This window comes from Tunturiibacter gelidiferens (genome assembly GCF_013410115.1).
Taxonomy (GTDB): Bacteria; Acidobacteriota; Terriglobia; order Terriglobales; family Acidobacteriaceae; genus Edaphobacter; species Edaphobacter gelidiferens.
In genome coordinates, this window is record NZ_JACCCV010000002.1 from 376739 (window position 1) to 398529 (window position 21791).

General features: G+C 56.2%; 23 protein-coding genes, 1 tRNA gene and 1 riboswitch. Of the genes, 7 read left to right on the forward strand and 17 right to left on the reverse strand.

Annotated elements, in window-relative coordinates; genetic code table 11:
* Positions 1–42: 42 nt before the first annotated feature.
* Positions 43–165 (reverse strand): hypothetical protein, encoded by a 123-nt coding sequence (locus HDF12_RS22380; protein WP_257025660.1) that lies wholly within the window; start codon positions 163–165, stop codon positions 43–45.
* A 367-nt stretch (positions 166–532) separates the two neighbouring features.
* On the opposite strand from HDF12_RS22380, the gene HDF12_RS13675 reads away from it, so the two are divergent.
* Positions 533–1879: a multicopper oxidase family protein gene (locus HDF12_RS13675; RefSeq protein WP_257025661.1), complete on the forward strand. Its 1347-nt coding sequence runs from the start codon at positions 533–535 to the stop codon at positions 1877–1879.
* Between the two features lie 121 nt (positions 1880–2000).
* Positions 2001–2711, forward strand: coding sequence for a hypothetical protein (locus HDF12_RS13680; RefSeq protein WP_373563929.1), 711 nt, complete (start codon positions 2001–2003; stop codon positions 2709–2711).
* A 233-nt stretch (positions 2712–2944) separates the two neighbouring features.
* Here the strand turns inward: HDF12_RS13680 and cobF are convergent, their stop codons facing one another.
* The 9 genes from cobF to HDF12_RS13725 form a co-directional block, all read right to left on the reverse strand.
* A complete protein-coding gene (gene cobF, locus HDF12_RS13685; RefSeq protein ID WP_179584233.1) occupies positions 2945–3715 on the reverse strand; it encodes a precorrin-6A synthase (deacetylating) in 771 nt (256 codons plus the stop codon).
* A 96-nt stretch (positions 3716–3811) separates the two neighbouring features.
* On the reverse strand, positions 3812–4621 hold the full coding sequence (locus tag HDF12_RS13690; RefSeq protein ID WP_257025662.1) for a cobalt-precorrin-6A reductase: 810 nt from the start codon (positions 4619–4621) through the stop codon (positions 3812–3814).
* Between the two features lie 10 nt (positions 4622–4631).
* A complete protein-coding gene (cobM, locus tag HDF12_RS13695) occupies positions 4632–5441 on the reverse strand; it encodes a precorrin-4 C(11)-methyltransferase (protein WP_179584237.1) in 810 nt (269 codons plus the stop codon).
* Positions 5438–5803, reverse strand: coding sequence for a cobalamin biosynthesis protein (locus tag HDF12_RS13700; protein ID WP_179584239.1), 366 nt, complete (start codon positions 5801–5803; stop codon positions 5438–5440). Before HDF12_RS13700 ends, cobM begins: the two co-directional genes overlap by 4 nt.
* Complete coding sequence (gene cbiE, locus HDF12_RS13705) at positions 5800–7050, reverse strand: precorrin-6y C5,15-methyltransferase (decarboxylating) subunit CbiE (protein WP_179584241.1); 1251 nt, start codon at positions 7048–7050, stop codon at positions 5800–5802. The genes HDF12_RS13700 and cbiE overlap by 4 nt, the downstream gene beginning before the upstream one ends.
* Before the next feature lie 6 nt (positions 7051–7056).
* Complete coding sequence (locus tag HDF12_RS13710; RefSeq protein ID WP_257025663.1) at positions 7057–8553, reverse strand: precorrin-2 C(20)-methyltransferase; 1497 nt, start codon at positions 8551–8553, stop codon at positions 7057–7059.
* Between the two features lie 11 nt (positions 8554–8564).
* On the reverse strand, positions 8565–9188 hold the full coding sequence (locus HDF12_RS13715) for a precorrin-8X methylmutase (RefSeq protein ID WP_179584245.1): 624 nt from the start codon (positions 9186–9188) through the stop codon (positions 8565–8567).
* A 2-nt stretch (positions 9189–9190) separates the two neighbouring features.
* On the reverse strand, positions 9191–10528 hold the full coding sequence (gene cobG, locus HDF12_RS13720; protein ID WP_306458024.1) for a precorrin-3B synthase: 1338 nt from the start codon (positions 10526–10528) through the stop codon (positions 9191–9193).
* Between the two features lie 55 nt (positions 10529–10583).
* Positions 10584–10778: riboswitch (cobalamin riboswitch) on the reverse strand.
* Between the two features lie 255 nt (positions 10779–11033).
* A tRNA-Arg gene (locus HDF12_RS13725) sits at positions 11034–11110 on the reverse strand.
* 65 nt (positions 11111–11175) lie between these two features.
* Between HDF12_RS13725 and ispG the strand changes: the two genes are divergently transcribed.
* Positions 11176–12408 carry a flavodoxin-dependent (E)-4-hydroxy-3-methylbut-2-enyl-diphosphate synthase gene (ispG, locus tag HDF12_RS13730; RefSeq protein ID WP_179584247.1) on the forward strand — a complete coding sequence of 411 codons (1233 nt, stop codon included), beginning with the start codon at positions 11176–11178 and terminating at the stop codon, positions 12406–12408.
* 381 nt (positions 12409–12789) lie between these two features.
* Here the strand turns inward: ispG and HDF12_RS13735 are convergent, their stop codons facing one another.
* The 6 genes from HDF12_RS13735 to HDF12_RS13760 all read right to left on the reverse strand — a co-directional run bounded on the left by HDF12_RS13735 (position 12790) and on the right by HDF12_RS13760 (position 17907).
* Positions 12790–13446 (reverse strand): hypothetical protein, encoded by a 657-nt coding sequence (locus HDF12_RS13735; protein ID WP_179584248.1) that lies wholly within the window; start codon positions 13444–13446, stop codon positions 12790–12792.
* 130 nt (positions 13447–13576) lie between these two features.
* The gene (locus tag HDF12_RS13740) at positions 13577–14767 is read right to left on the reverse strand and encodes a glycosyltransferase family 2 protein (RefSeq protein WP_179584249.1); all 1191 of its coding nucleotides are present in this window, start codon (positions 14765–14767) and stop codon (positions 13577–13579) included.
* Between the two features lie 246 nt (positions 14768–15013).
* On the reverse strand, positions 15014–16285 hold the full coding sequence (locus HDF12_RS13745; protein ID WP_179584250.1) for a spinster family MFS transporter: 1272 nt from the start codon (positions 16283–16285) through the stop codon (positions 15014–15016).
* A gap of 243 nt (positions 16286–16528) precedes the next feature.
* The gene (gene queF / locus HDF12_RS13750; protein WP_179584252.1) at positions 16529–16963 is read right to left on the reverse strand and encodes a preQ(1) synthase; all 435 of its coding nucleotides are present in this window, start codon (positions 16961–16963) and stop codon (positions 16529–16531) included.
* 9 nt (positions 16964–16972) lie between these two features.
* Positions 16973–17605 carry a histidine phosphatase family protein gene (locus HDF12_RS13755; RefSeq protein WP_179584254.1) on the reverse strand — a complete coding sequence of 211 codons (633 nt, stop codon included), beginning with the start codon at positions 17603–17605 and terminating at the stop codon, positions 16973–16975.
* A gap of 59 nt (positions 17606–17664) precedes the next feature.
* Positions 17665–17907, reverse strand: coding sequence for a hypothetical protein (locus HDF12_RS13760; protein WP_179584256.1), 243 nt, complete (start codon positions 17905–17907; stop codon positions 17665–17667).
* Between the two features lie 357 nt (positions 17908–18264).
* Here HDF12_RS13760 and HDF12_RS13765 point away from each other — a divergent pair, with 357 nt between their 5' ends.
* From HDF12_RS13765 to HDF12_RS13780, 4 genes are read left to right on the forward strand one after another with little or no spacing between them, the layout of a single operon-like run.
* Positions 18265–18483 carry a CbtB domain-containing protein gene (locus HDF12_RS13765; protein WP_179584258.1) on the forward strand — a complete coding sequence of 73 codons (219 nt, stop codon included), beginning with the start codon at positions 18265–18267 and terminating at the stop codon, positions 18481–18483.
* A gap of 14 nt (positions 18484–18497) precedes the next feature.
* The gene (locus HDF12_RS13770) at positions 18498–19208 is read left to right on the forward strand and encodes a CbtA family protein (protein ID WP_179584260.1); all 711 of its coding nucleotides are present in this window, start codon (positions 18498–18500) and stop codon (positions 19206–19208) included.
* Between the two features lie 52 nt (positions 19209–19260).
* Entirely contained in the window at positions 19261–19713 is a 453-nt protein-coding gene (locus HDF12_RS13775; protein WP_179584261.1) for a vWA domain-containing protein, read from the forward strand.
* Between the two features lie 18 nt (positions 19714–19731).
* Positions 19732–20988 (forward strand): carboxypeptidase-like regulatory domain-containing protein, encoded by a 1257-nt coding sequence (locus HDF12_RS13780; protein ID WP_179584263.1) that lies wholly within the window; start codon positions 19732–19734, stop codon positions 20986–20988.
* 77 nt (positions 20989–21065) lie between these two features.
* Here HDF12_RS13780 and HDF12_RS13785 read toward each other — a convergent pair whose 3' ends face one another.
* Positions 21066–21686, reverse strand: coding sequence for a hypothetical protein (locus tag HDF12_RS13785; RefSeq protein WP_179584265.1), 621 nt, complete (start codon positions 21684–21686; stop codon positions 21066–21068).
* Positions 21687–21791: the final 105 nt, after the last annotated feature.

Here is a 21791-nt window from a genome sequence, read left to right on the forward strand (position 1 = left end):
ATAGGCTTCTTGACGGGCTAATGATTTCTGTCTCACCCCGAATTACTCTTTCACCTTGAGATTAATCGCGTCTGCATCCACCTTGTAGATGGTGGCTGCATCACTGAACACCTGAGCAGAGTTCTGTTGCGATGCCGCGTGGACGAATCCGACCCAGTATCCCACCCAATGGTCTGTCTCCAATACGACGGAGATAGGCGGTAAACAATTTCCGATGGAGTCGTTGTCCGTCGTTTGGCAGCATGGCATCAAGAAGGCCAGGGGCACTGCCAAAACTCACTTCATCGTCTTACGTCAAATGGGGATTAAAGGACTCCAACCTCTTCATCCTCAAGGTTGCCAAAGAAGTTGACGTCAATCTGACGCTTGTCGAACAACTTTCAAACTGGAAACAGGCTACGCTAAGAATACGAACTCTTGGATTGAACATCCTATCTAACGACCACACAGGCTTGCCCCCTGTTCAGACCGCGTCTACTTGCGCCGCCTTCTCCTAGAGACTGACGTCATGACCCAACAAGGATATTCAACGATGCTGACTCGCAGACGCTTCACACAGCTTTCAGGCATGGCCGCGGGGTCCATGCTTCTGGGCGCTGCCGCGGCAGCGGCCGCTCCGGACATAACGATTGAGATCGCTCCGTACATGCTCGAGGCCTCGCCTAAACACCACTTCCGCACGATCGCTTACAACGGTCAGGTTCCCGGCCCGCTTCTACGCATGCGCCAAGGGCAGGAACAAACAGTGGAGGTGCGCAACCTCACTGCCGATCCCGAAGTGCTCCACTGGCACGGTCTGTTTCTTCCGTCGCAGATTGATGGAGCGATGGAAGAAGGTACTCCGATGATCGCTCCAGGAGCCACGGTCCGATACGCCTTCAAGCCCGATCCGCCCGGATTTCGTTGGTTCCACACTCATACCTTCGCAGGTAAGAACCTAGGCAAAGCGCAGTATGGAGGTCAGCACGGCTTTCTCATGATCGAGTCGCGCGAGCATGCGGGAAACTACGACCGTGAGGTCTTTATCGGACTCCATGATTGGGGCGGCCATTTTGCTGGAGGCGATGACGGCTACATGAATCCGGTCTACGATGTCTCAACCATCAATGGGAAGATGCTGGGAGCCGGCGATCCGGTGCGTGTCAAGCAGGGCGAACGTGTTCTGATACACGTTCTCAACTCGAGTCCAACGGAGGTTCACTGGATTGCGCTGCCGGGGCATAGCTTCCATGTGATTTCGCTCGATGGCAATTCCGTACCAAGGCCGCAGAACGTCTCAATGTTGCGTCTCGCGCCCGCCGAAAGGGTAAGCGCTGTGGTCGAGATGAATGCGCCAGGCGTTTGGGTGCTTGGAGAAGTACGAAAACATGTTCAGGAAGCCGGCATGGGAATTGTGATCGAGTACGCGACGGCTGCTGGTGAGCCAGTCTGGAAACAGCCGGACGCTCTCATCTGGGACTATCGCCAATTCTCAGCTTTGGGAAATACCAACCAGAGCGGAGACGAGGTCGTTCGCATCGCTCTGGACTTTGACTCAAAGTTCCAGGGACACGGTAACGAGGAACTTTGGAGGATCAATGGGAAGTCATTTCCGAATACCGACGAGCCAATCCTTAAAACGGGGCAACGCTATCGACTTGTGCTGAGGAATTTGAGTGCAGATGATCATCCAATGCATCTGCACCGCCACACCTTCGAGGTGCGCAAGCTCGGCGGAGCCTCCGAGATGAACGGCTTGAGGAAGGATGTTTTGCTTGTCCCAGCGAGGAGCACAGCTGAGGTCGAGTTTGTCGCGGACAATCCGGGAAGGACACTTTTTCATTGTCACCAACAGGATCATATGGACCGAGGTTTCATGATGGTATTTCGGTATGCGTAGCTCTTTGTCTTTGCAAGTCGTTCAGACAACTTTTTACTCTTGCGGCGTTCTGTTAATCCTAGCTGTTTTCTTGTTCTCAAGTGAAAGGGTTGCACACGCTCAGGGGAACTACGAGATTCAAGTGTACGGTGCGGACACGGTCCCCTCGAAGAACCTGATGGTGGAGTTGCATTCGAACTACACCGCGTCAGGCCAAACCAAGACGATCGACGGTGTGTACCCAACCAACCACCAGGAACACGAGACGCTTGAGTTGACAGAAGGAATTACCAACTGGTCGGAGATCGGTTTCTATGTCTTCACTAGCGAGCAGGATGGACACGGAGTCCAATGGGTAGGAGATCATATCCGGCCGCGAGTGAGGGCGCCGGATAGCTGGCATCTCCCGGTAGGACTCAGTCTTTCGACCGAGGTTGGCTATCAGAGAGCCGTCTATTCGCCGGACACCTGGACCTGGGAGATCCGCCCTATCATTGATAAAACCTTAGGGCGCTGGTATCTTGCCTTCAACCCGGCGCTTGAGCGTACATGGCACGGACCTGACGTAAGGCAGGGACTCGCCTTCTCGCCCGCCGTCAAAGTCGGTTACGACTTCACTCGTCAGATCAGTGGCGGCCTCGAATATTATGCCGATTACGGACGCATTGGAGCCTTCGATGCCCTGCATTATCAACAGCAGCAAATCTTTGCCGTGACCGACCTGAACGTCTCTCCCAAGTGGGAGATCAACTTCGGCGTCGGCGTAGGCTCTACTGCCGGAACCGACCACCTAATCGTAAAGGGAATTCTGGGGAGACGTTTCGACTGGGGAAAAAAGTCAACGGTTGAGTAAGACAGCCACGTGCGGAACTCGGGCAGCAAGCAGCGCTTCCAGAGAAGTCGTAATGTGGGCTGTCACCCGAGTCTCCTACCACTATCGCACTATGGTCATCTCGGTTGCGCGTGCGCGTGATCGCCGCGCTTCAGCGGGACGACCTTGATTTTGAAAATAAATCACCTTGTTCTTAGAATTACCTTACTGAAGTTCGAAGACCGGAATCCATACCCATCGTAAAGGCTGTGCACTCAAGGTCGTCGTGCCGAAGGGTTCCGAAGTAGATAGGTGTCCATCACCCACCCATTCTTCTCTCGTGCCGCGCTTCGAGCCATCTCGATACTCTCCGCCTTCTCGGTAACTCTTCCAGATAAGAGGATCTCCTTATCGCTACCGATGTACGCTCCCCAGTAGATCTCCACCTCCTGGTTGAGCACGTTCTTGAACGAGCACTCTCCGTCCAGCATCACAACAACGTTCTCAGTGTCGGAGACCAAACCAGCTGATAGCTGACGACCCGTCGTAATACAAATCGACTCCCCTATACCATTCAGACTTATCTTGTGGCGTGCTGCCAGAGCTTGAATACTTGTAATCCCAGGGATTACCTCGTAATCGAAATGAACTTGACCTCGGCTAATAATCTGATCAACTACTCGAAGTGTGCTGTCGTAAAGTGACGGATCTCCCCATATGAGAAAAGCGCCGCACTCATCCTCTTGCAACTCATTTTTGAGCAGCGCTTCGTATGTTAGCGCCCGCTGCTTGTGCCATGCTTCGACTCGTGAGGTGTAAGAAGTTATGGACGGATCGCGTTCCAAATCGACGATTTCGATGGTCCTATAAGATGGTTCGTCGATGTATCGTTCGCATATGTCTTTTCGAAACTGCATGAGATCGTTCTTCGCTTCCCCCTTGCTGGTAACAAAGAACACATCAACCTGGTTCATTGCCTTGATCGCCTGGATTGTAACGTGTTCCGGATTACCCGCGCCGATTCCGATGATGTATAGCTTCCTCATATTGACATTCCTTTATTGATCGGCAAGGTGTGATCGAAGAAACAGTTCGACCAGCCATCGACAACAGCGCTTAAGCTCGGAAGACGTCATGATGTGTCAATTCGACCGAACCAAGCGATTAATTTCCAAGATTACTTCTTCAAGTGTCTCGACAGTTACAATGGCATGTTTGACAGGCCGCTTCACCATGACTACCGGAATTCCAAGAAGTTGTGCAGCTTCAATTTTGGTATATGTTGCCGAGCCGCCACTATTTTTGGAAATTACGCGATCGATTGAATGGTCCCGCAATAACTGCAACTCGTCATCAAGATTGAATGGCCCGCGTCGCAAAAGAATTTCATGAAGATCGGGCAGTGGTCCGGTCGGTTCTTCGATAGCGCGAATTAGAAACCAAGTGCTATGACAAACAGTGAACGAACCTAGCTCTTGTCTTCCGATCGACAGAAAGACGCGTCCTTTCTGAAGATCCACAAGAGTGGCCGCTTCCCTAAAATCGGCTACTTCATGCCAAAGATCTGCTTTAGTCTGTACCCACGGCGGTCGGATGAAACCGATTAGTGGCAATCCTAACCTTGCACACGCAAGCTCTGCGTTGCGGCTGATCTGGACGGCAAAAGGATGGGTAGCATCAACGACCATCCTGATGTTCTCTTTCGCCAGGTAAGAGGCGAGACCATCAACACCGCCAAATCCTCCAACTCTGACGACGCCTTCAGGACGCTTAGGCTCCCTCACGCGTCCGGCCAGGGACGAGATAGCCCTCAGGTCCTTTCTATTTGCGAGACGCGTAGCAAGCTCAATTCCCTCTCCGGTTCCACCAAGGATAAGTATCCGCGGCAACAGGCTTTGAGATCTATCGAGCGCGCTTTCTATTTCGCCCGATGTTGGATTAAGGTCGGCCAAGTTCCACATCCTACCTTTCGGACCGCAAATGATAATCTGCGTCCGCGGGCACAGATCCAGTCCCGTCCTGGGTCTTCGCATCACGTTCTCTGGAAACAGAGTAGAGATAGCTCTCACAAAAATCGGGGTGGCTAAGAGATCGTCCAACCAAGATCAGAGCGTTTTTATCTACTCCCGATTTGGCAACAATTTTCTGGATAGTGCCTAGCGTCCCTCGCAAAATCATCTCGTCCGGCCAGCTTGCACGGAACACGACAACTACCGGGCAGTCTGCACCGTAGAGCGGTGACAGCTGAGACGTCACTATATCAAGGTTCATGATGGAGAGGTGAATCGCCATTGTTGCGCCTGATCGACCAAGAGTTACGAGATCTTCACCGTTTGGCATTGCAGTAGACCGAGTTGAGGTCCTTGTCAGAATCAAGGTTTGGGCTACCGCAGGAAGCGTCAGTTCTTGATTGAGCGCAGCGGCAGCGGCGGCGAATGACGGAACGCCGGGAGTGACGTCGTAAGGAATTCCGAGAGCAGTGAGACGACGGATCTGTTCCGCCATCGTGCTCCAGATTGAAAGATCGCCTGAGTGAATTCGAGCGACGTCGAGTCCCTTCTCATGAGCTGAGGATATCTCCGCGATGATCTCATCTAGATTCATCTCTGCCGAGTCGACGATAAGAGCGTCAGGTGGGGCATGTGCGAGTATCTCTTTCGGCACTAGAGAGCCCGCATACAGACACACCGGGGAACGACGAATCAGGTCTCTTCCCCGCAACGTAAGTAGGTCGGGCGCGCCAGGTCCTGCTCCAATGAAATGAACTGTCATGGCAGAATCGCCACCGCGCACGTGCAGAAACGTCCCGTTTGGCGCGGCAAAATAAGACGACCCATGGGTCCCAGAGAAGCCAACGCCGAGGCCTCCGCGACACTGGCGGTCCCAACTTTTGATGCAGCCAGTGGCGATTGGCTTTTTATTCCGCGAACCTGCGCCAGAACAGCCGCTGGAAACAGCATGAGCCGCAGTTTGAGAGTGGCGGCGACATCCTCCCCGATACTTGAGCAACGATCCAACGTTGCTAGGATGCTGTAGGGAGCGATCTCACTTACACACTCTTGAATAAGCTGAATCACATCTGAGGCCGTCGCATGAGAGGAGCAGCCAATCCCAATCGAACAAGTCTTATTCATGATTTCACCACCGACCATTGCGTAATCGGCATCAGATGTCGCCATCCAAGCACGCCGCCGACTGGCTCAGCTCGAGCTACGAGGATTCGCACAAGGTCTCCGCCGAACCGTCTTTGCCAGACCCCTACCGCCGTCTCGCTTTCGACGGTTACCGCGTTCGCAACGATTCGACCGCCCTTGGAGAGTTTGTCCCAGCAAGCCTGGAATAATCCGTCCCCGCGGAGGCCGCCTCCGATAAAGATCGCGTCTGGTGATTGTAAATCGCCGAAAGTTGCCGGCGCACTTCCCCTAATTACTTTTAGGGCTGGCACACCAAGCCTCTTCGCATTGGTCAAGATTGTAGCGGCCCTATCTTCGCGTTCTTCAAAGGCAATGCACGAGCATGAAGGGTGAGAGCGCATCCATTCGATACCAACCGTTCCGGTGCCGGCACCCACATCCCATAACTGTTCCCCTGGCAATGGAGCGAGACGTGCAAGCGTAGCGGCACGAACTTCACGCTTTGTCAGTTGCCCATCTGTCACATAGAAATCGTCGGAGAGTCCCGGAACAATCGGCAAAGCTCTCGTGTCAGGATCCGCAACACAAACGACCGCAATCAGATTCAAATCACCGCACTGTTCTACGGACCACGCGTCTGCTCGGTCGTCCCGACGTCTCTCTGCAGAGCCGCCCAGATATTCGAAGACGGTAAACTGACTTGATCCGTACCCACCGTTGGTTAGAAGTTGCGCGACAGCCGCGGGAGTATTGCCATCTTCAGAGAAAAGTATCAACCGCTGACCTGGATGGAGGTACCTGTGTATTTGCTCGATCGGGCGATTGACCAACGATACCAGAACCGTCTCAGAAATTGGCCAGCCGAGGCGGGCGCAGGCAAGGGAGAACGCAGAGACGTGCGGTATAACGAGAAACTCGGCGGGATCCAACTCGCGCGTGAGCGTCACACCAACCCCAAACAGCATAGGATCGCCACTGGCTAAAACCGCTACTTTACTCCGCCTTCGATGGTGTGTCAGGATCTCGTGCACCGCAGAGGCCATAGGAGATGGCCACGCCACCTGCATCGCACGAACCGACGTAACACGGGCAAGATGGCGAACTCCGCCATAAAGAAACTCCGCAGACTCTACAGCTTGTTTCGCTGCTGGGCTGAGGCCATCCCAACCATCTTCGCCGATCCCGACGATCGATAACCAGTTCTCCCTAACATCAGATCTCGCAGTTCCAAGTTGAGTTAGCAGCATGATTGGTCAAACTCCATAGGTTCGCGGAGTGTAGATCATCTCCCGGTGATTCGACAGCGCAAGGTTGCGAGTGGTAGAGGAGCCTACGAGGATGAGCGTCTGCATATCAGCCAGGTCCGGGTCGAATCGCGCGAGGTCTGTAATCACAATTTTCTCATCAGGCCTGCCGACAGCGCGGGCGAATACCACCGGCGTCTCGGGAGCTCTGTATCCTGAGAGAATTGCTTGTGCTTCTGCCAACTGCCACTTTCGCTCGGAAGAGATTGGGTTGTAAATCGCCAATGCGAAATCAGCGGAAGCCACCGCGTGCAGCCTCTTCACAATAACTTCCCAAGGTTTCAAACGATCGGACAGCGAAAGAACGCAAAAGTCGTGGCCGAGGGGAGCACCAATTCTGGCTGCTGCCGCCTGCATAGCCGATATCCCAGGAACGATGCGGATGTCTAGAGAACGCCAAGCCTCCGGCCCCTGATCGACCGACTCCAATACGGCAGTGGCCATTGCAAAGATTCCTGGATCGCCGGACGAAACGACGCATACGCGCCTGCCAGATGCGGCGAGGGAAAGAGCATGCTGCGCGCGCTCCGCCTCCACCTTGTTGTCAGATCCGAAGCGACGTTGACCGGATCGAAGTGGAACGCGGTCCAGATATCGTTGGTACCCTACCAGATCGGTTGCCTCAGCCAATACCTGCTGCGCCTCCGGCGTAATCCACTCGGCTGAGCCAGGTCCGACCCCAACCACCGTTATCTGACCTGGACGAGCCGTAGACTTGTCGATTTGATCCGGCCGCGAATCAGGAACGAGGATAAGCGAAAAGTAGGGAACATTAGCAGAATCTACATCACTGAGGTGAACTATCTGCTCCCGGCTCATCGTTGCGCGTTCAATATAGAGGGCCTTACTTAGGACCCCAGCTCTGGACAAAGCGTTTTTCACCTTCGTGAAGTTGCGGCCTAACTTCATTATCGCGAATGCGCTCCAAGGATTTAGCCGGGCGACCAATGCATCTTCTGAAAGAGTTGCAGGCAGTATAGTCAGCTCTGAATCCCTTCTAACGAGAGGAGTCGAGAGCCTTGCCGCAGCCGCCATCACAGATGGGATTCCAGGAATCACCTCGGTAGAAAAACGGTGAGCTAGCCTGTCGTGAAGATACATGAAAGAGCCATAGAAAAATGGATCGCCCTCACAGAGAACCGCCACGTCACGACCATCATGAAGATGAGCGGCAATTTGCTCAGCCATGTCGTCATAGAACTGAGCGATGATTGCTTCATACCCGCCTGGGTGATCGGTCGTCTGCGTTGTGATCGGGTAGATCATCGGCAACTCAATCTGCTCGTGCGTCAACTCTGAGCTCACGATACAACGCGCGTTACTCTGGCCGTGCTTGGCCGTTGGATAAGCAACAACGTGAGCTTGCCTGATGATGCGCAGAGCCTTGAGAGTAATAAGCTCTGGATCGCCAGGTCCTAGTCCAACACCGAATAGTTGTCCTGGCATCGTGCTCTCGATCATTCTTCCTCACTTGCCAGAGCGTTGACAGCTGCCGCGGCGATGGCGCTTCCACCGCGACGTCCTCGAATAGTCAAATAAGGAAGATTCAGGGGGTTAGCCTCTAGCGCCATCTTGGACTCCGCAGCGCCGACGAAGCCAACAGGAACGCCGATGATGAGAGCGGGAGTCGGTGCACCTGCTTCGAGCATTTCGAGCAGGTGGAACAAAGCCGTGGGTGCATTTCCGATCACGACAATAGAACCGTCAAGCTTGTCGCGCCAAAGTTCCACAGCTGCCGCACTGCGAGTCGTGTCAAATCTCCTCGCTATCTCACCAGTTTTTGGATCGCTCAGGGTGCAGATCACTTCATTGTCTTTTGGAAGCCTGGATCGGGTAATCCCATTTGCCACCATATTTGCATCACAAAATATGGGCTTTCCTGCGAGGAGCGCCTGCTCACCAACTTCAATCGCAGTCGGTGAGGCAGAGACGTATTGCGGCAGATCCGTCATCCCGCATGCGTGAATCATCCTTACCACCACCCGAGCGAGGTCTGGTGTAAAGGCGGACAGGTCGGACTCAGCCCTGATAATCTCAAAGGATTCTCGATAGATATCCTGGGCGTCTTTCTTATAAATCATCCTCACGAAAAAACCTCAATGGGTATTTCTGCCTGACATGCGGCCACGTTGTCGATGGCAGATTCAAGCGAACAGTTTGAAGCAATAAATTGCCCATTGATCCGCAAACTGTAGCCTGAGGAACTTGCTATCAGTTCGGCGGTCGCACCACTTCGCATCGCGCATTGTTTTTCACATCCTGAAATATTGACCGTCCAGCCTGGTTGGGCGCAGCGGCCGGCTAGTCGACGCGCCAACAAAGATGCATCGCGTCTCACATCAGCCAGAGAAGCATCACAGCCGGTACTGCCCGCACAAGCAGCGACCCCCCGATATCCATCTTTACCATCAGACGATAGACCAACGGCCGCAAGCGTCGCAGTAATCTGACTGATAGAACTTTCAGGAACAGATCCAAAAACGACACCTCGCCATGGAGCCAACCTAATATCCCCATCCCATCTCTTTGCGATTGAGGCTATAGACAGCGTCTGTTCTGCCGTTAGTCGTCCAAGAGGAACCGAAGGAACCAAGTTTACGAAACCAACTCGCTCGCATGGGGAGATTCCTACCGGCATATCGCCAACGTCGCTTGAACCGTCGGGAAAGGGACATGTCACGAGAAAACCAGATAACGCGTCGAGCAATCGATTCACCGCTCTTGGTACTGACGCGATTCTCTTTCCCCTTGCAGGCATCTCAAGTTCTTTTGAGATCTCGACGCACATCCTTGCAGACTCGAGGATGCAATCCACAGCCCTATCGACTCTCACGCCGAAGCCGGACAGGGTACCTCCGATAGCGAGGTGAAACAGGGGCGTGTTGTCGACGTTCACCGCTCGTATGGCGAGATCGTCGCGGTCGCGACCAAACCATGGTCCTCCCCCATCTATGGCAAAACTGAACTTGGGAGGTAGACCGGCCATCACCTGATCTGCGACGAGACGACGATCTAATTCTCGAACGAACGCCTGAGTATCCAAGATCTCGCCGAAGCCTAATCCGGCGAAGGGGCTTGCCACTATATTTCGGACTCGATCATGTAGGGGCGATGGAATAAAGCCGGCGAGTTCGAGACCGTGAACTAAGGAGCTAAGATCCTTAGTTTGAATCCCCCGCAGTTGGATATTTGATCGTGAAGTGATGTCGACGTTCCCATCCGCGAATGAAGCGGAAAGTTCTGCGACAGCGGTGAGTTGGCTTGGAGTAATCATCCCTCCCGGCACTCTTATCCGAGTGAGCAGACCGTCTTTCGCCTGGACGGCGTGAAGAATTCCAGGGCAGAAACTCTCTCCAACTCTCATCATGCGACTTTCTTTCTTGACTCGCCGCCGCAAGAATCGTCGGGAAACGCAGCTCATGAATTAGGCTGCGGCCACCCGACCTTCCCCTCGGAAGCGTGTGTCATTGTGCCCAATTTAGGCACTGTTTTCGGCAGGTTTTCGGACTCACAGGCTACCTAATGGCTCCAGCTTCCCAGTCCGCAACCAGACCAGTGCTTTGTTTGGAGCTTTCGTTCCTGATTACCGCTGCGGGGCAGTTCCGGGTTCTCACCGGGATTCCCTTTTGGTTTGCTCCTTGGAAGCAACCACCGGAAACAGTTCGAGTATAGATCAGATAAATATTCCGAACAACCTCGTGAATTCGTGTAAAGCAACAGATGTCAACGCTTTGTCAGGCTTGCGTTTGAGGTTCGTTTGGCGGTCGTGGCTTGGGCAGGAGTCCTGACGGGTACCGAGCTTCAGATATTTTTTGCTGGTGGTGGCCCGGGCAGGAGTCCTGACGCGAAGCGCGATTCGGACATTTGTGGCGTGGTGGCCCGGGCAGGAGTCCTGACGGGTACCGAGCTTCAGATATTTTTGCTGGTGGTGGCCCGGGCAGGAGTCCAACCTGCGACCTTCGCGTTAGGAGTGCGCTGCTCTATGCAACTGAGCTACCGGGCCACGTTTCGGTAGTGTATCGCGTAGGTTGTTGGTGCTGCAGTGGTAAACTTGAGGGTGGAGAGTTTATGCCTGAGATACAGCGTCGGCGTGCGGTAACGGTGAACATTGGTGGAGTTCGAGTTGGGTCGGATTCTCCGGTTGTAGTGCAGTCGATGACCAATACAGACACGGCTGATGTCGAGAGTTCGGTGCAGCAGATTGCGGCGCTGGCTCGCGCCGGCTCGGAGATGGTGCGCGTGACGGTCAACAACGACGAGGCGGCGAAGGCTGTGCCGGCGATCGTCGAGGAGTTGGCCAAGAAGGGCTGGTCGACTCCAATCATTGGCGACTTTCACTACAACGGTCACCTGCTGCTGCGGAAGTATCCCGAGACGGCGAAGGCGCTGGCGAAGTACAGGATCAATCCGGGCAATGTGTCGATCGGGCGGAAGGACGATGACAACTTCCGGACGATGGTTGAGGTTGCGGTTGAGCATCAGAAGCCGGTTCGGATTGGTGTGAACTGGGGTTCGCTCGATCAGGCGCTGTTGACGAAGATGATGGACGAAAATTCGAAGTCGACCAATCCCCTGCCCGCTCGCGACGTGATGATGGAGGCGATGGTGGTGTCGGCTCTCGATAATGCTGCGGCTGCGGAGCGGTATGGATTGCGACGGGATCAGATTATTTTGTCGGCGAAGGTGTCGGGGGTTCGAGATCTGATTGACGTTTATACCGAGTTGGCGAAGCGTTGCGACTATGCTCTGCATCTTGGGCTGACGGAGGCGGGCATGGGGATGAAGGGCGTGGTGGCTTCGGCTGCGGGTCTGGCTCCTTTGCTGCTTTCGGGGATCGGGGATACGATCCGTGTGAGTTTGACTCCTACCCCCGGCGGGGACCGGTCGGAGGAGGTTCGTTGTGGACAGCAGATTCTGCAGTCGCTCGGGATTCGGAGCTTTATGCCGCAGGTGACGAGTTGCCCAGGTTGCGGCCGGACTACTTCGACCTACTTCCAGGAGCTGGCGGAGCGGATTCAGAGCTATCTTGTGGCCTCCATGCCGGAGTGGAAGAAGCAATATCCGGGGGTCGAGGAGTTGAAGCTGGCGGTGATGGGCTGCATCGTGAACGGACCGGGTGAGTCGAAGCATGCCAACATCGGGATCTCACTGCCAGGGACGTTTGAGGAGCCTAAGGCTCCGGTTTATGTGGACGGCAAGCTGTTCACCACGTTGAAGGGTGATCAGATCGTTGAGGAGTTTCAGGTGATCCTTGATGAGTATGTCGAGAAACGGTATGGGCGGGTGCTGGTCGAGGTTTAGACTCCCCACTCATCCGGTCTGCTGGTCTCTATGGGGTGCTTGAAGGGGCCCACCCCCTGGGGGGTATCTTCGTATAAACCCCTCATTTTGAGTAATTTGCGTTTTCCACAGACTGCAAATCACTCATTCCAAATGGGTTGCAGCTAAATTTGTCTCTCCAAACCACTTAGATCACTTCGTCGAAGTCAACGCTAAAAGGCTCGATGACTGCCTGCTTTCTTGTGCTTCTTATTAAGAATAACGAATCGCGGATAACTAATACGCCACGCCTAAGCTATTTATTTATATACAGTTAGCCTCGATATGGGCTTGACAGGTTCACTTGTGTTCTTGCTTCCAGGGAAACTCGACGCGTCCTGATTGGCGCTGACTGCAACTGGCTCAGTGACCGTGTAACTTTGTACCGAGCGTAAAGGCGGCTGCGATAAGCGCAAATAGAGCGGCCAGCATGCTCCATAGTTGCGATGGTTTCAGGTTGGTCAAGAGCTGGCCGAGCGTCCAGTCCGCTACGTCGCCGGTGTGCCCGCCTGGCAGTAGTGGCTGAACCGGCGCATACTGATTTACCTTCGTCCTCCAGCTCGAAAACACTCCATTGAACTCACTTGAACTGAGTGACGCTGGTGCCGGGACAACGCTCTGGACATACCAGTTGTAACCACGGTCGAGCAGACCTTCTTCCTTTATTCCCTTCTCGACGATCACCATGAGGGGCAGTCCTTTGGCATAGGCCATCGCCGCTTCAATCTGATTCCATGGCGTTGGGAGTTTGGTTTCGGAGAGCGGATGCTCCTGCGTCCCTCCTCGCTTCTCGATTCCGGATGGGAAATAGGTGCGTTCAAGCGCAATGACAACCGCTCCTGTACAGGTCTTCATCAGCTCAGCGACGGCGTCGAGGGGAGCCCCTGCGGTAAAGGTATTTCTATTGACGGTGTGGGGCGTCATTCCTTCGGCCCGAATTCGTTCCTCAATGGCACGAACAAAGCTTTCCTGGGCTTCAGTGCCGGTGGAACCTACACTCACAAAGACATTTGTGTCCATGGCAGGCCAGCATACACCAGAGTTTCATTGATCTTTCAGCGCAATCCATGACAAATCATCGACCTGCTGGATTCGATCAACGATGGCGGCAGCTCGACAACGAGCTCGTTTTCAATCGCTCTGAGACAAGTCATCGGAGCGAACTGGTGTTTTTGCGAAGTTCGGAGAGGGGGTAGAAGGTGCCTCGCCAGGTGACGCCGCCTTGCTTGAGAGTGGTGAGCATGGAACGGAGGATGGTGGATACGATGAGCGCGGCGCTGACTGGAAAGAGGACGGCGTACCAAGGGGACACTCTGCTCTTGCGACTGGATAGAACGTAGAGAAGTGCTACGGAGGCGAGAGTAAGGATCGCCGCGGTGCGGGTATTTGGGAGGGCGAGAAAGAAGACGGGAGCTATGCAGAAGACTGTGATCCAGAGGCACGAGAGAATGACGACGGTGGGGTTATAGCGGAAGATGGCGAAGAAGTTCTTCGTCATGCCGTTGAGGATGCCGGAGACGCCTCTGGCCCAGTGAACGCTGACCAGTCCCGGGCCGCTGGCGATGCGCTGACGGAAGCGCTGGCGTTTGATTCGGGTGCCAAGGGCTACGTCTTCGACGATCTCCATGCGGAGGGCCTCGTAGCCACCGAATTGTTGATAGACGGGGGTACGGAGAAGATTGAAGGCTCCGACGCCGACTGCGTCGCGGAGGGCTTTTGGGTCCGAGACGCGCCAGAGACGAACTGCCCAGAGTCCCATGACCTGAAGGTAGCTGAGGAGCATGCCTTCGCCTGCGGATTTCACGATGGCGGTAGGAAGCAGGACGAAGTGGTCGGCTTGCGTGGCGACGGTGTGAGCGAGGGCGAGGCGGATGGCGTTGGGGTGGAAGAGGATGTCGGCGTCGGTGAAGAGGAGATAGCCGGGCTGATGGAGGGAGATGGCGTGGCGTGCGGCGAAGGCCATGGCGTGGGTTTTGCCTAGCCAGCCTGGGGGGAGTTCGGTGATACGGAGGGCGGTGAGTTTGTTGGGATGTTGCCCGGCGAGGGCGTTGATGGTGGAGCCGGTGTTGTCGGTGGAGCGGTCGTCGACGGCGATGATGTGGAGATTGGTGCAGTCCTGCTGAAGAAGAGAGTTGAGGCATGCGTCGATATTCTTTTCTTCGTTGCAGGCGGGAACGATGACGGTGATGGATGGATTGTTGGCTGGGGTTCGATTGTGTTCGGGCGCGGTGAGGTCCGGGATGCGGGGTAGACCGATGGCCGAGGTGACGGCCTTCCAGAGCCAGGCGAGGGCGATGAGCCATGAGAGCGCTGTGAGTATGGAATGGAGCGATAGGAGCACGTAAGTTCAGGGTCTCACCTCTCGGGCTTCGAGCAAAGAGGCAGCCTTGGAAATGGTGGTGTGATGGAAGTGCGTTGGTGGTTAGGGTGATCACGAGGCGGGCGAAGGAGCGCTACTTTTAGAGCGGATTTGTTGGTGTGGAGGAAGGCGACCGCAGATTCCCTTCGGGAATGACAAACCAAAAGGGCACGGCCGATTCCACGCCAACTGCTACTTGGCTCTAGTTCTCTCGATGTGCAGAGGTTGTCAGGCGGCGGTTGGGATTTCGTGATGGAGGGGTGGGGCGTAGCGGGAACCGATGGAGAAGATGACGGCGGCGAGGAGCAGGGTGATGAGGGTGGAACCGAGTCCGAGATTGAGGGTGGAGCGGTCGCTGACGGCGCCGATGATGCGGGGGGAGATGGCGTCGCCGAGGGCGTGGATGATGAAGAGCTGGCCGGCCATGGCGGTGGCGCGGATCTCCGGGCGGACGGCGTTGAGGGTGGCGGCGTTGACGGGCCCGGTACCGAGGAAGATGAGGAAGATGGCGGCTCCGAGGCCGTAGAGGGTGAGGGAGTGGGGGCCGAAGAAGCAGAGGAGAGCGGGTGGGACGGCGATGGCGGCGCTGATGGCGGGGACGAGGTAGAGGGCTTTGGAGTTGGTGCGGGACCAGCGTTGTGCGATGGTGCCGCCGGTTATGGTGCCGCCGAGACCGGCGACTACGGTGATCGCTCCCATGATGTAGGCGGCGGAGGATTGGCTGCGGCCGTCGATACGCTGGAGGAACGAGGGCATCCACCAGGAGATGCCCCCGAGGGAGAAGGTGACGGCTGCGTAGCCGAGGATGGAGCAGAGGTAGGCAGGGTTCTTGATGAGGGAGAAGATGGTTCCCTTTTCGAGCTTTGCTTTGCCGTGTTCGTTGGCGGATGAGTCTCCGCTGGCTCCTCGGGCGGGCTCTTTCATGAAGATGGCGATGAGGATGGCGAGGAGGGCGGCGGGGATGGCGGAGACGATGAAGGACATGCGCCAGCCGTAGTGTTCGCCTACTGTGCCTCCGACGAGATAGCCGAGGGCTGCGCCTACGGGGATGGCTACGTTGAAGATGGTGAGGACGCGGTTGCGCTGGTCGGGGGCGTAGTAGTCGGCGAGGAGGGAGGGGGCGAAGATGCCGAAGCTGGCTTCGCCTACGCCGAGGGCGGCGTGACGGAGGTTGAGCGAGTCGTAGGAGTGAACGGTGGCGGTGAGGAAGTTGATCGTGGCCCAAAAGAGGGCGGCGATGACGATCATAGGCTTGCGGGGGAAGCGGTCGCCTAGCCATCCGGTGATGGGCGAGGTGAACATGTACGCGATCATGAACCAGAAGGTGAGGGTGCCGATGTGTTCGTCGGAGAGGTGAAACTCGGCTTTGACTTGTTCTTGCACGCCGGGGAGGATGTAGCGGTCGATGTAGTTGACGAAGTTGAGGGCGGTGAGGAGGACGAGGGCGGTGGTGGCTCCGGCGACGGAGGGGGCGCGGGTGGGTTTGGTGGTGGAGGCCATCTGGGTGTCCGCTTGTCCGCTGGGAATTTGTCTCAGGGGGAAGGATAGCAGGTGGGTTTTCAGGTGTTTTTTTTGTGGCGTGGTGGAGGGTGGTTTTGTTTGGGGGTATTGCGATTTTTGAGTGTTTTGTGGTGGTGGTTTGATGGTGAGGATGTGGTGATTTGCGTGGCTGATGTGGTGTTTTGGCTGGCGCTTTTTCGGGGGTGAAAAATACGCCAGGTTTTAGATTTATTTTTTGAGGAGTTACTTCGGGCGTGACTCTTCGCGCGGATAGGTGGCCGTCACGACGGTGGAGATGCCACCGCGAGGGCGGAAGTCGCCGACGATGACGGCCCAGACGGGGTCGCAGGCTTTGACGACGTCGTCAAGGACCTGGTTGACGATGTTTTCCTGGAAGATACCGAGGTTGCGGTAGGTGAAGAGGTATTCCTTGAGGGATTTGAGCTCGAGGCAGCTCTGGCGGGGCATGTAGCGGATGGTGAGACGGCCGAAGTCGGGGAGGCCGGTCTTGGGGCAGACGGAGGTGAACTCGGGGTCGTCAACGAGGATCTCGTAGGCCTTGAACTGGTTCTGCCAGGTCTCGATGGGGGGGAAGATGGCGTCGAGGCCGGATTTGGCGTGGTCGTCGGTGTAGCCGGTGGTGTGGGTTGGTGCGGTCGGGAGGGTCGCGGTGCTCATGCTTCTATTTTAGCTTGTCTGGCGCGGTTTTTTGGTTTGTGGCGGATGGTCGGGCTGGGGTGGATCGTGCGGGGCGAGCGGGATTGCGGTGGCGCGGAGGGTCCAGGTGCGGCCGTTGTGGCGGAGGTCGGTGAGGGTGAGGGGGGCGATGTCGATGCGCCAGAAGGATTGGGGTGGGGCGTTGAGGGTGTGGAGGATGGCGGCGCGGATGACGGCGGGGTGGGTGATGGCGATGGTGTGGAGGGTGCCTTCGGTTGCGACGGTGTCGAGCCAGGCTGCGATGCGGGTGACGAGGCTGGTGATGGATTCGCCCTGGTGCGGGCTGGAGGTGGGGTCGGTGAGCCATTGGGCGATGGCTTGCGGGTCTTCGGCGTGGAGGTCGGCGAGGGTGCAGCCTTGCCAGTTGCGGTAGTGGAGGTCACGGAGTTCGGGGACCGAGGTCGCGGCGAGGTTGAGGGCTTTGGCGGTTTGTTGGGTGCGGAGTTCGGGGGCGGTGAGGATTTGATGGGCGCGGGGTGGTTGCCAGTTGAGGGTGGTCAGATTGGCGAGGGTGGAGTCTTCGAGGGGTTCGTCTGCGGGGAAGGCAGAGAGGCGCGTGGCGGCGGTGGGGGCGTGGCTGATGAGGGTGAGGCGGGCTGGCACGTTCGCTGATTCCCCGAGAGTCGGCGGAGTCTGCCTAAGAAGACCCTCTCACGGTCATCTTAGTCGCTCGATTGGTGGGGAGGCTCGATGGGTTGGCGAGTGGCAGGCCATTGGGAGTGTGGCGGGTTGAAGAGATACCGCTCTGTGAGGAGGAGAGGATCGCAGATGTGTCTGCGGTCGTGGAACGCGAGTTCGGGTTCGGTTAGCGTGGTCGCCACTGTGGCAAAGCACTTGAGGCAGATGGAGTCGTAGGTACCGTTTTCATTGTGCCGATGCGGGTAGAACAGGAGCGGCGTGGCCATCGTGCGGCCTCTTTCCGGGGAGACACAAGCGTAGGCTTCTGGGGCCTGAATGTCTATCAGGTTACAAAGCGTCGTGGATGATCGGGCATCGCAGCACTTTTTCTTCAGCCCGTTGGCGGTGTGATCCATGAGGTTTTCGCTTCCTACGCCGAGCTGTCACCAAATCGTCCGGGAGCTTGACATAGAAGATTGAGGGACATAGGGTTGAGATAGATTTTGAAGAGGGTGGAAGAAGCCGGTGAGAGTCCGGTGCGGTCGCGCCACTGTGATTGACCTGTAGTCTCGGGTTGAGAGCCAGACCTTCCTTCTCTCGTCGAATGAGCAGTGCGTGGGACGCACGATCCCTGGAGGTTACAAATGGCTCAATCCGTTTTTGGTTCCGTCTCTCAGCCGGTTTCAATTCCTGTTGTTCCGCTGCGTGAGATTTTGCCGTATGCCGTGTTTGGCGGGCTGGTGTTGTTGCTAGCGATTTACTTTGTCGGCGCGGAGCAGGGTGCGACCTCGATGTTCCGTGGGACGGCGGTGCATGAGTTTTTGCACGATGGACGCCATCTTCTCGGCTTCCCCTGCCACTAAGTAGATAACTCTTGATGACTCGAACTCTGCTCCTTCGCGGGATGCTGGTAGGCGTTGTTGCGGGCCTGCTCGTGTTTGCGTTTGCTCGATGGATCGGCGAGCCGCAGGTGGAGCGCGCGATTGCGTTTGAGACCGCTGCGGATCAGGCTAAGGGCGAGGCTCCTGAGCCGGAGATGGTGAGTCGTCGCGTGCAGAAGACTGCTGGTCTGCTGACGGGAACTGTTGTCTATGGTGCGGCGGTGGGTGGGCTGTTTGGGCTGGTGTTTGCGTTTGCGTATGGTCGGCTTGGGGAGCTGAAGCCGCGGGCGCTGTCGGCGGTGCTGGCTGGGCTTGGGTTTGTGGCGATTGTGCTGGTGCCGAATCTAAAGTATCCGGCGAATCCTCCGGCGGTGGGGAGTGCGGATACGATTGGGGTGCGGACGGGGGCTTACTTTTTGTTGATCGCAGTTTCGATAGCTGCGATGGTGTTTTCTTTGCAGATGAGAGGGCGATTGGCGCGACGGTTTGGGGAGTGGAACGGTTCCCTGCTGGCGGCTGGTTTGTTTGTGGTGGTTGTGAGTTTGGTGGCGCACTTTTTGCCGGAGGTGGATGAGGTTCCGGCGGGGTTTCCTGTGAACCTTATGTGGAAGTTTCGCGTGGCGACGCTGGAGATTCAGGCGGTGTTGTGGGTGGCGCTGGGGCTGGGGTTTGGGTGGTGGATCGAGCGGGAGTTTCCGCGAGGGTAACGCGCTGGAGCAGGATAGTGAGCGGAGATATACTTGTCGCGGAGATTGATCGATGGACAAGCGAGTCTGTTTTCTCTCCCTTCTCTCGGCTGTGCTGATTTGCAACTGCTCCCCTACTTACGCTCAGCAGAGTTCGTTTGTGGAGCGATTGCCGAATGGTGGCGTTCGTTTCGTTGTTGTGGTGGCGGATGGGTCGGGACGGCCGGTCACCGATCTTCAACAGCAGGACTTCACGGTATTCGACGACAACTTGATTCGTCCGATCAGAGCGTTCGTGATGGTCACTGGACGCAAGAGAACGAATGAGGGATATGGAGTGATTCGTGAGGCTGCTTTGCGATCTGGTGGTCGCGATGAGTTATTGAAGCTGTTTCCGAGGTATGAGATTACGTTTGACGAACCGATTGATTTGCGGGCGAAGGAGTATCGCGAGGTTGGGATCAAGGTTGATCGTCCGGGTTTGAAGATTATTACGGGCCAGGGATATTATGTGGGACTTCACTAGGGAGTTGATCCTGTTGCCATGCATGCTCTGAGGATCTTCGGGGCTGGGTGTTTGGGTCGGATTGCGGCTTTGGGGCTGGCTGGTTTTTCGTCGTTCTCCTATGCGTGGCAGAGCGCGCCGGTGGTGGCCGGGGGCACGGTGACAGGGCATGTGATCTGCGGGGATACGCAGCGGCCTGCGCGGTTCGCGAAGGTGATTCTGTTCGGGGTGCCTGCGGAGATTACGCCTCCGCCAAAGCCCGGGGTGAAGGGCGGCGTGGTCGTCTATTACAAGAAGGCAATAGACGCCCTGAACATGATAGACGCCCAGACGGATCTGGAGGGAGGCTTCGCGCTACACGGAGTGGCTCCGGGTGACTACTATGCCTTTGCTTCGGTGTCGGGGTATGTGCGTCCGAGCCAAATGGTTCTTGCAGCATATGAGGCGGGGTCGGATCTGCACTACCCGATTTCGGGGATTCCGGCGGTACATGTGGTATCGGAGCGGAGTGCGCAGGTGGATCTGACGGTGGAGCGCGGGGCAGCTATCGCAGGCAAGGTGATGTGGGACGATGGCAGCCCGGCGGCGCGTTTGATGGTCACAGTGATCGCCGCAAAGGGCAAAAAAGAAGTGCCGATCGAATTCTCGATGCTGTCGGGGGCCGATGGAATGGAGCAGATGTCCTTCAGCGACGATCGGGGACACTTCCGGATTAGTGGGCTGGCGCACGGTGACTACTTTGTGAGAGGTGACCTTACAACGAAGTCACGAACAGACATGAAGGGTGGGGCAAACGGCTTTAATGGGAGATCAGACTCGCCTCTGGTGGTCTTTGCGCCTGCTGCATTTCATCAGGCCGATGCGAAGGCTATTACCGTGCATAGAGCGGAGGAGCGCGACGATGTCGAGATGACGATTAATCTTAAAGGCTTGTATGCCGTGAGTGGGCGAGTCAGTTCGAGCGAGGATCATCACGGCATCAACGAAGCGACTGTGAGGATCGAGGACGCACAGGACAAAGAGTTTTTCCGTTCGACCAATGTCGATGCCAACGGAGACTTTACGGTGACGTTCGTTCCTCCAGGATCCTACAGTCTGGTGGTGCAATACGCGGGGGATACGGAGCCTGCGAATGAGAAGCCGTCGGACCCGACCAAGATGAACTCGGAGACCGTCTTGCGCAGCTATGAGGATGGGAAGCAGGCGGTGGTGGTGACCGATAGCGATGTGACGGGGCGGAGTTTGGAACTTGTTCCCACGAAGACCGTGAAGAAGAATCTGTTTTCTGACGAATGACATTCTGGGCCGGGAGAGGCCTCTTAGATCGTCTGGTCCTAAGAGACCTCGAGAGCAGATTATATTTCTCTTCCCTTTTAGATCTGCCGCAGTCTTCTGCGTGCCAATTCCATCAACGAGAGCATTCCTGATCCGACTAATAGAATGCTGGTTGGTTCAGGAGTTATGGCTGTTGTGGTGTCGACGGCTTCGTAGATGTACTCGTCGATACCGTCTGTCCATGCGAAGTCGCCGGAACTGTTGAGTGCAAGCTTGTCTGTTGAACCAAAGGGTTGTATGAGGCTTAGATCGCCGGTGGGGCCCGTATAGATTCCGCTTGCGTCTCCGTTTGGGTTTAATCGGGAACCAAATCCGATGCGTCCGTTATTGCATACCGGCGTGGCGGCGCCAGCGAAGGCAAAACCTGACGGCACGGCGCAACTCGTTCCGTCATCATAGGTGAATACAGGAGCGGTTGTGGACGTGCCTACCTTCGCGCCGTCGATGTAGTCGGTGTAACAGGGGAATCCTGGTAGCCCGCAACCACTGTTGTAAGTGACGACTTCGCCTGAAGTGGTGATTCCGTAGATGTTGGTTGAGTTTGCGTCGCCGAGATTGTAGACGGTGTAGGTGTCGGCGTGGGCGGACGCTGGAATGGTGAACAGGACAACCGCGATGGCCAGCATCGCAGCGCTCAAGGAGAGACTGGAGATTTTCATGGGTAGGTCCTTTCGAAGGGACTCATCGCAGCTTCGTACTAGGCCCAGTTGCCGGCATTATGCGCCAAGTCGCAGCCGTGGTCAAGTTACGAGGTGTCCGTTTTG

What these genes read in the sequence shown, in the direction of transcription:
- HDF12_RS13760 (WP_179584256.1), bottom strand. Translation starts at nt 17,907, where the DNA reads ATGGCCACGCCGCTCCTGTTCTACCCGCATCGGCACAATGAAAACGGT.
- HDF12_RS13745 (WP_179584250.1), bottom strand. Translation starts at nt 16,285, where the DNA reads ATGGCCTCCACCACCAAACCCACCCGCGCCCCCTCCGTCGCCGGAGCC.
- queF (WP_179584252.1), bottom strand. Translation starts at nt 16,963, where the DNA reads ATGAGCACCGCGACCCTCCCGACCGCACCAACCCACACCACCGGCTAC.
- HDF12_RS13775 (WP_179584261.1), top strand. Translation starts at nt 19,261, where the DNA reads ATGGACAAGCGAGTCTGTTTTCTCTCCCTTCTCTCGGCTGTGCTGATT.
- HDF12_RS13675 (WP_257025661.1), top strand. Translation starts at nt 533, where the DNA reads ATGCTGACTCGCAGACGCTTCACACAGCTTTCAGGCATGGCCGCGGGG.
- HDF12_RS13700 (WP_179584239.1), bottom strand. Translation starts at nt 5,803, where the DNA reads ATGAATAAGACTTGTTCGATTGGGATTGGCTGCTCCTCTCATGCGACG.
- HDF12_RS13735 (WP_179584248.1), bottom strand. Translation starts at nt 13,446, where the DNA reads ATGGACACAAATGTCTTTGTGAGTGTAGGTTCCACCGGCACTGAAGCC.
- HDF12_RS13785 (WP_179584265.1), bottom strand. Translation starts at nt 21,686, where the DNA reads ATGAAAATCTCCAGTCTCTCCTTGAGCGCTGCGATGCTGGCCATCGCG.
- HDF12_RS13770 (WP_179584260.1), top strand. Translation starts at nt 18,498, where the DNA reads ATGACTCGAACTCTGCTCCTTCGCGGGATGCTGGTAGGCGTTGTTGCG.
- ispG (WP_179584247.1), top strand. Translation starts at nt 11,176, where the DNA reads ATGCCTGAGATACAGCGTCGGCGTGCGGTAACGGTGAACATTGGTGGA.
- cobM (WP_179584237.1), bottom strand. Translation starts at nt 5,441, where the DNA reads ATGACAGTTCATTTCATTGGAGCAGGACCTGGCGCGCCCGACCTACTT.
- HDF12_RS13710 (WP_257025663.1), bottom strand. Translation starts at nt 8,553, where the DNA reads ATGCCAGGACAACTATTCGGTGTTGGACTAGGACCTGGCGATCCAGAG.
- HDF12_RS13715 (WP_179584245.1), bottom strand. Translation starts at nt 9,188, where the DNA reads ATGATTTATAAGAAAGACGCCCAGGATATCTATCGAGAATCCTTTGAG.
- cobG (WP_306458024.1), bottom strand. Translation starts at nt 10,528, where the DNA reads ATGAGCTGCGTTTCCCGACGATTCTTGCGGCGGCGAGTCAAGAAAGAA.
- HDF12_RS13780 (WP_179584263.1), top strand. Translation starts at nt 19,732, where the DNA reads ATGCATGCTCTGAGGATCTTCGGGGCTGGGTGTTTGGGTCGGATTGCG.
- cobF (WP_179584233.1), bottom strand. Translation starts at nt 3,715, where the DNA reads ATGAGGAAGCTATACATCATCGGAATCGGCGCGGGTAATCCGGAACAC.
- cbiE (WP_179584241.1), bottom strand. Translation starts at nt 7,050, where the DNA reads ATGCTGCTAACTCAACTTGGAACTGCGAGATCTGATGTTAGGGAGAAC.
- HDF12_RS13765 (WP_179584258.1), top strand. Translation starts at nt 18,265, where the DNA reads ATGGCTCAATCCGTTTTTGGTTCCGTCTCTCAGCCGGTTTCAATTCCT.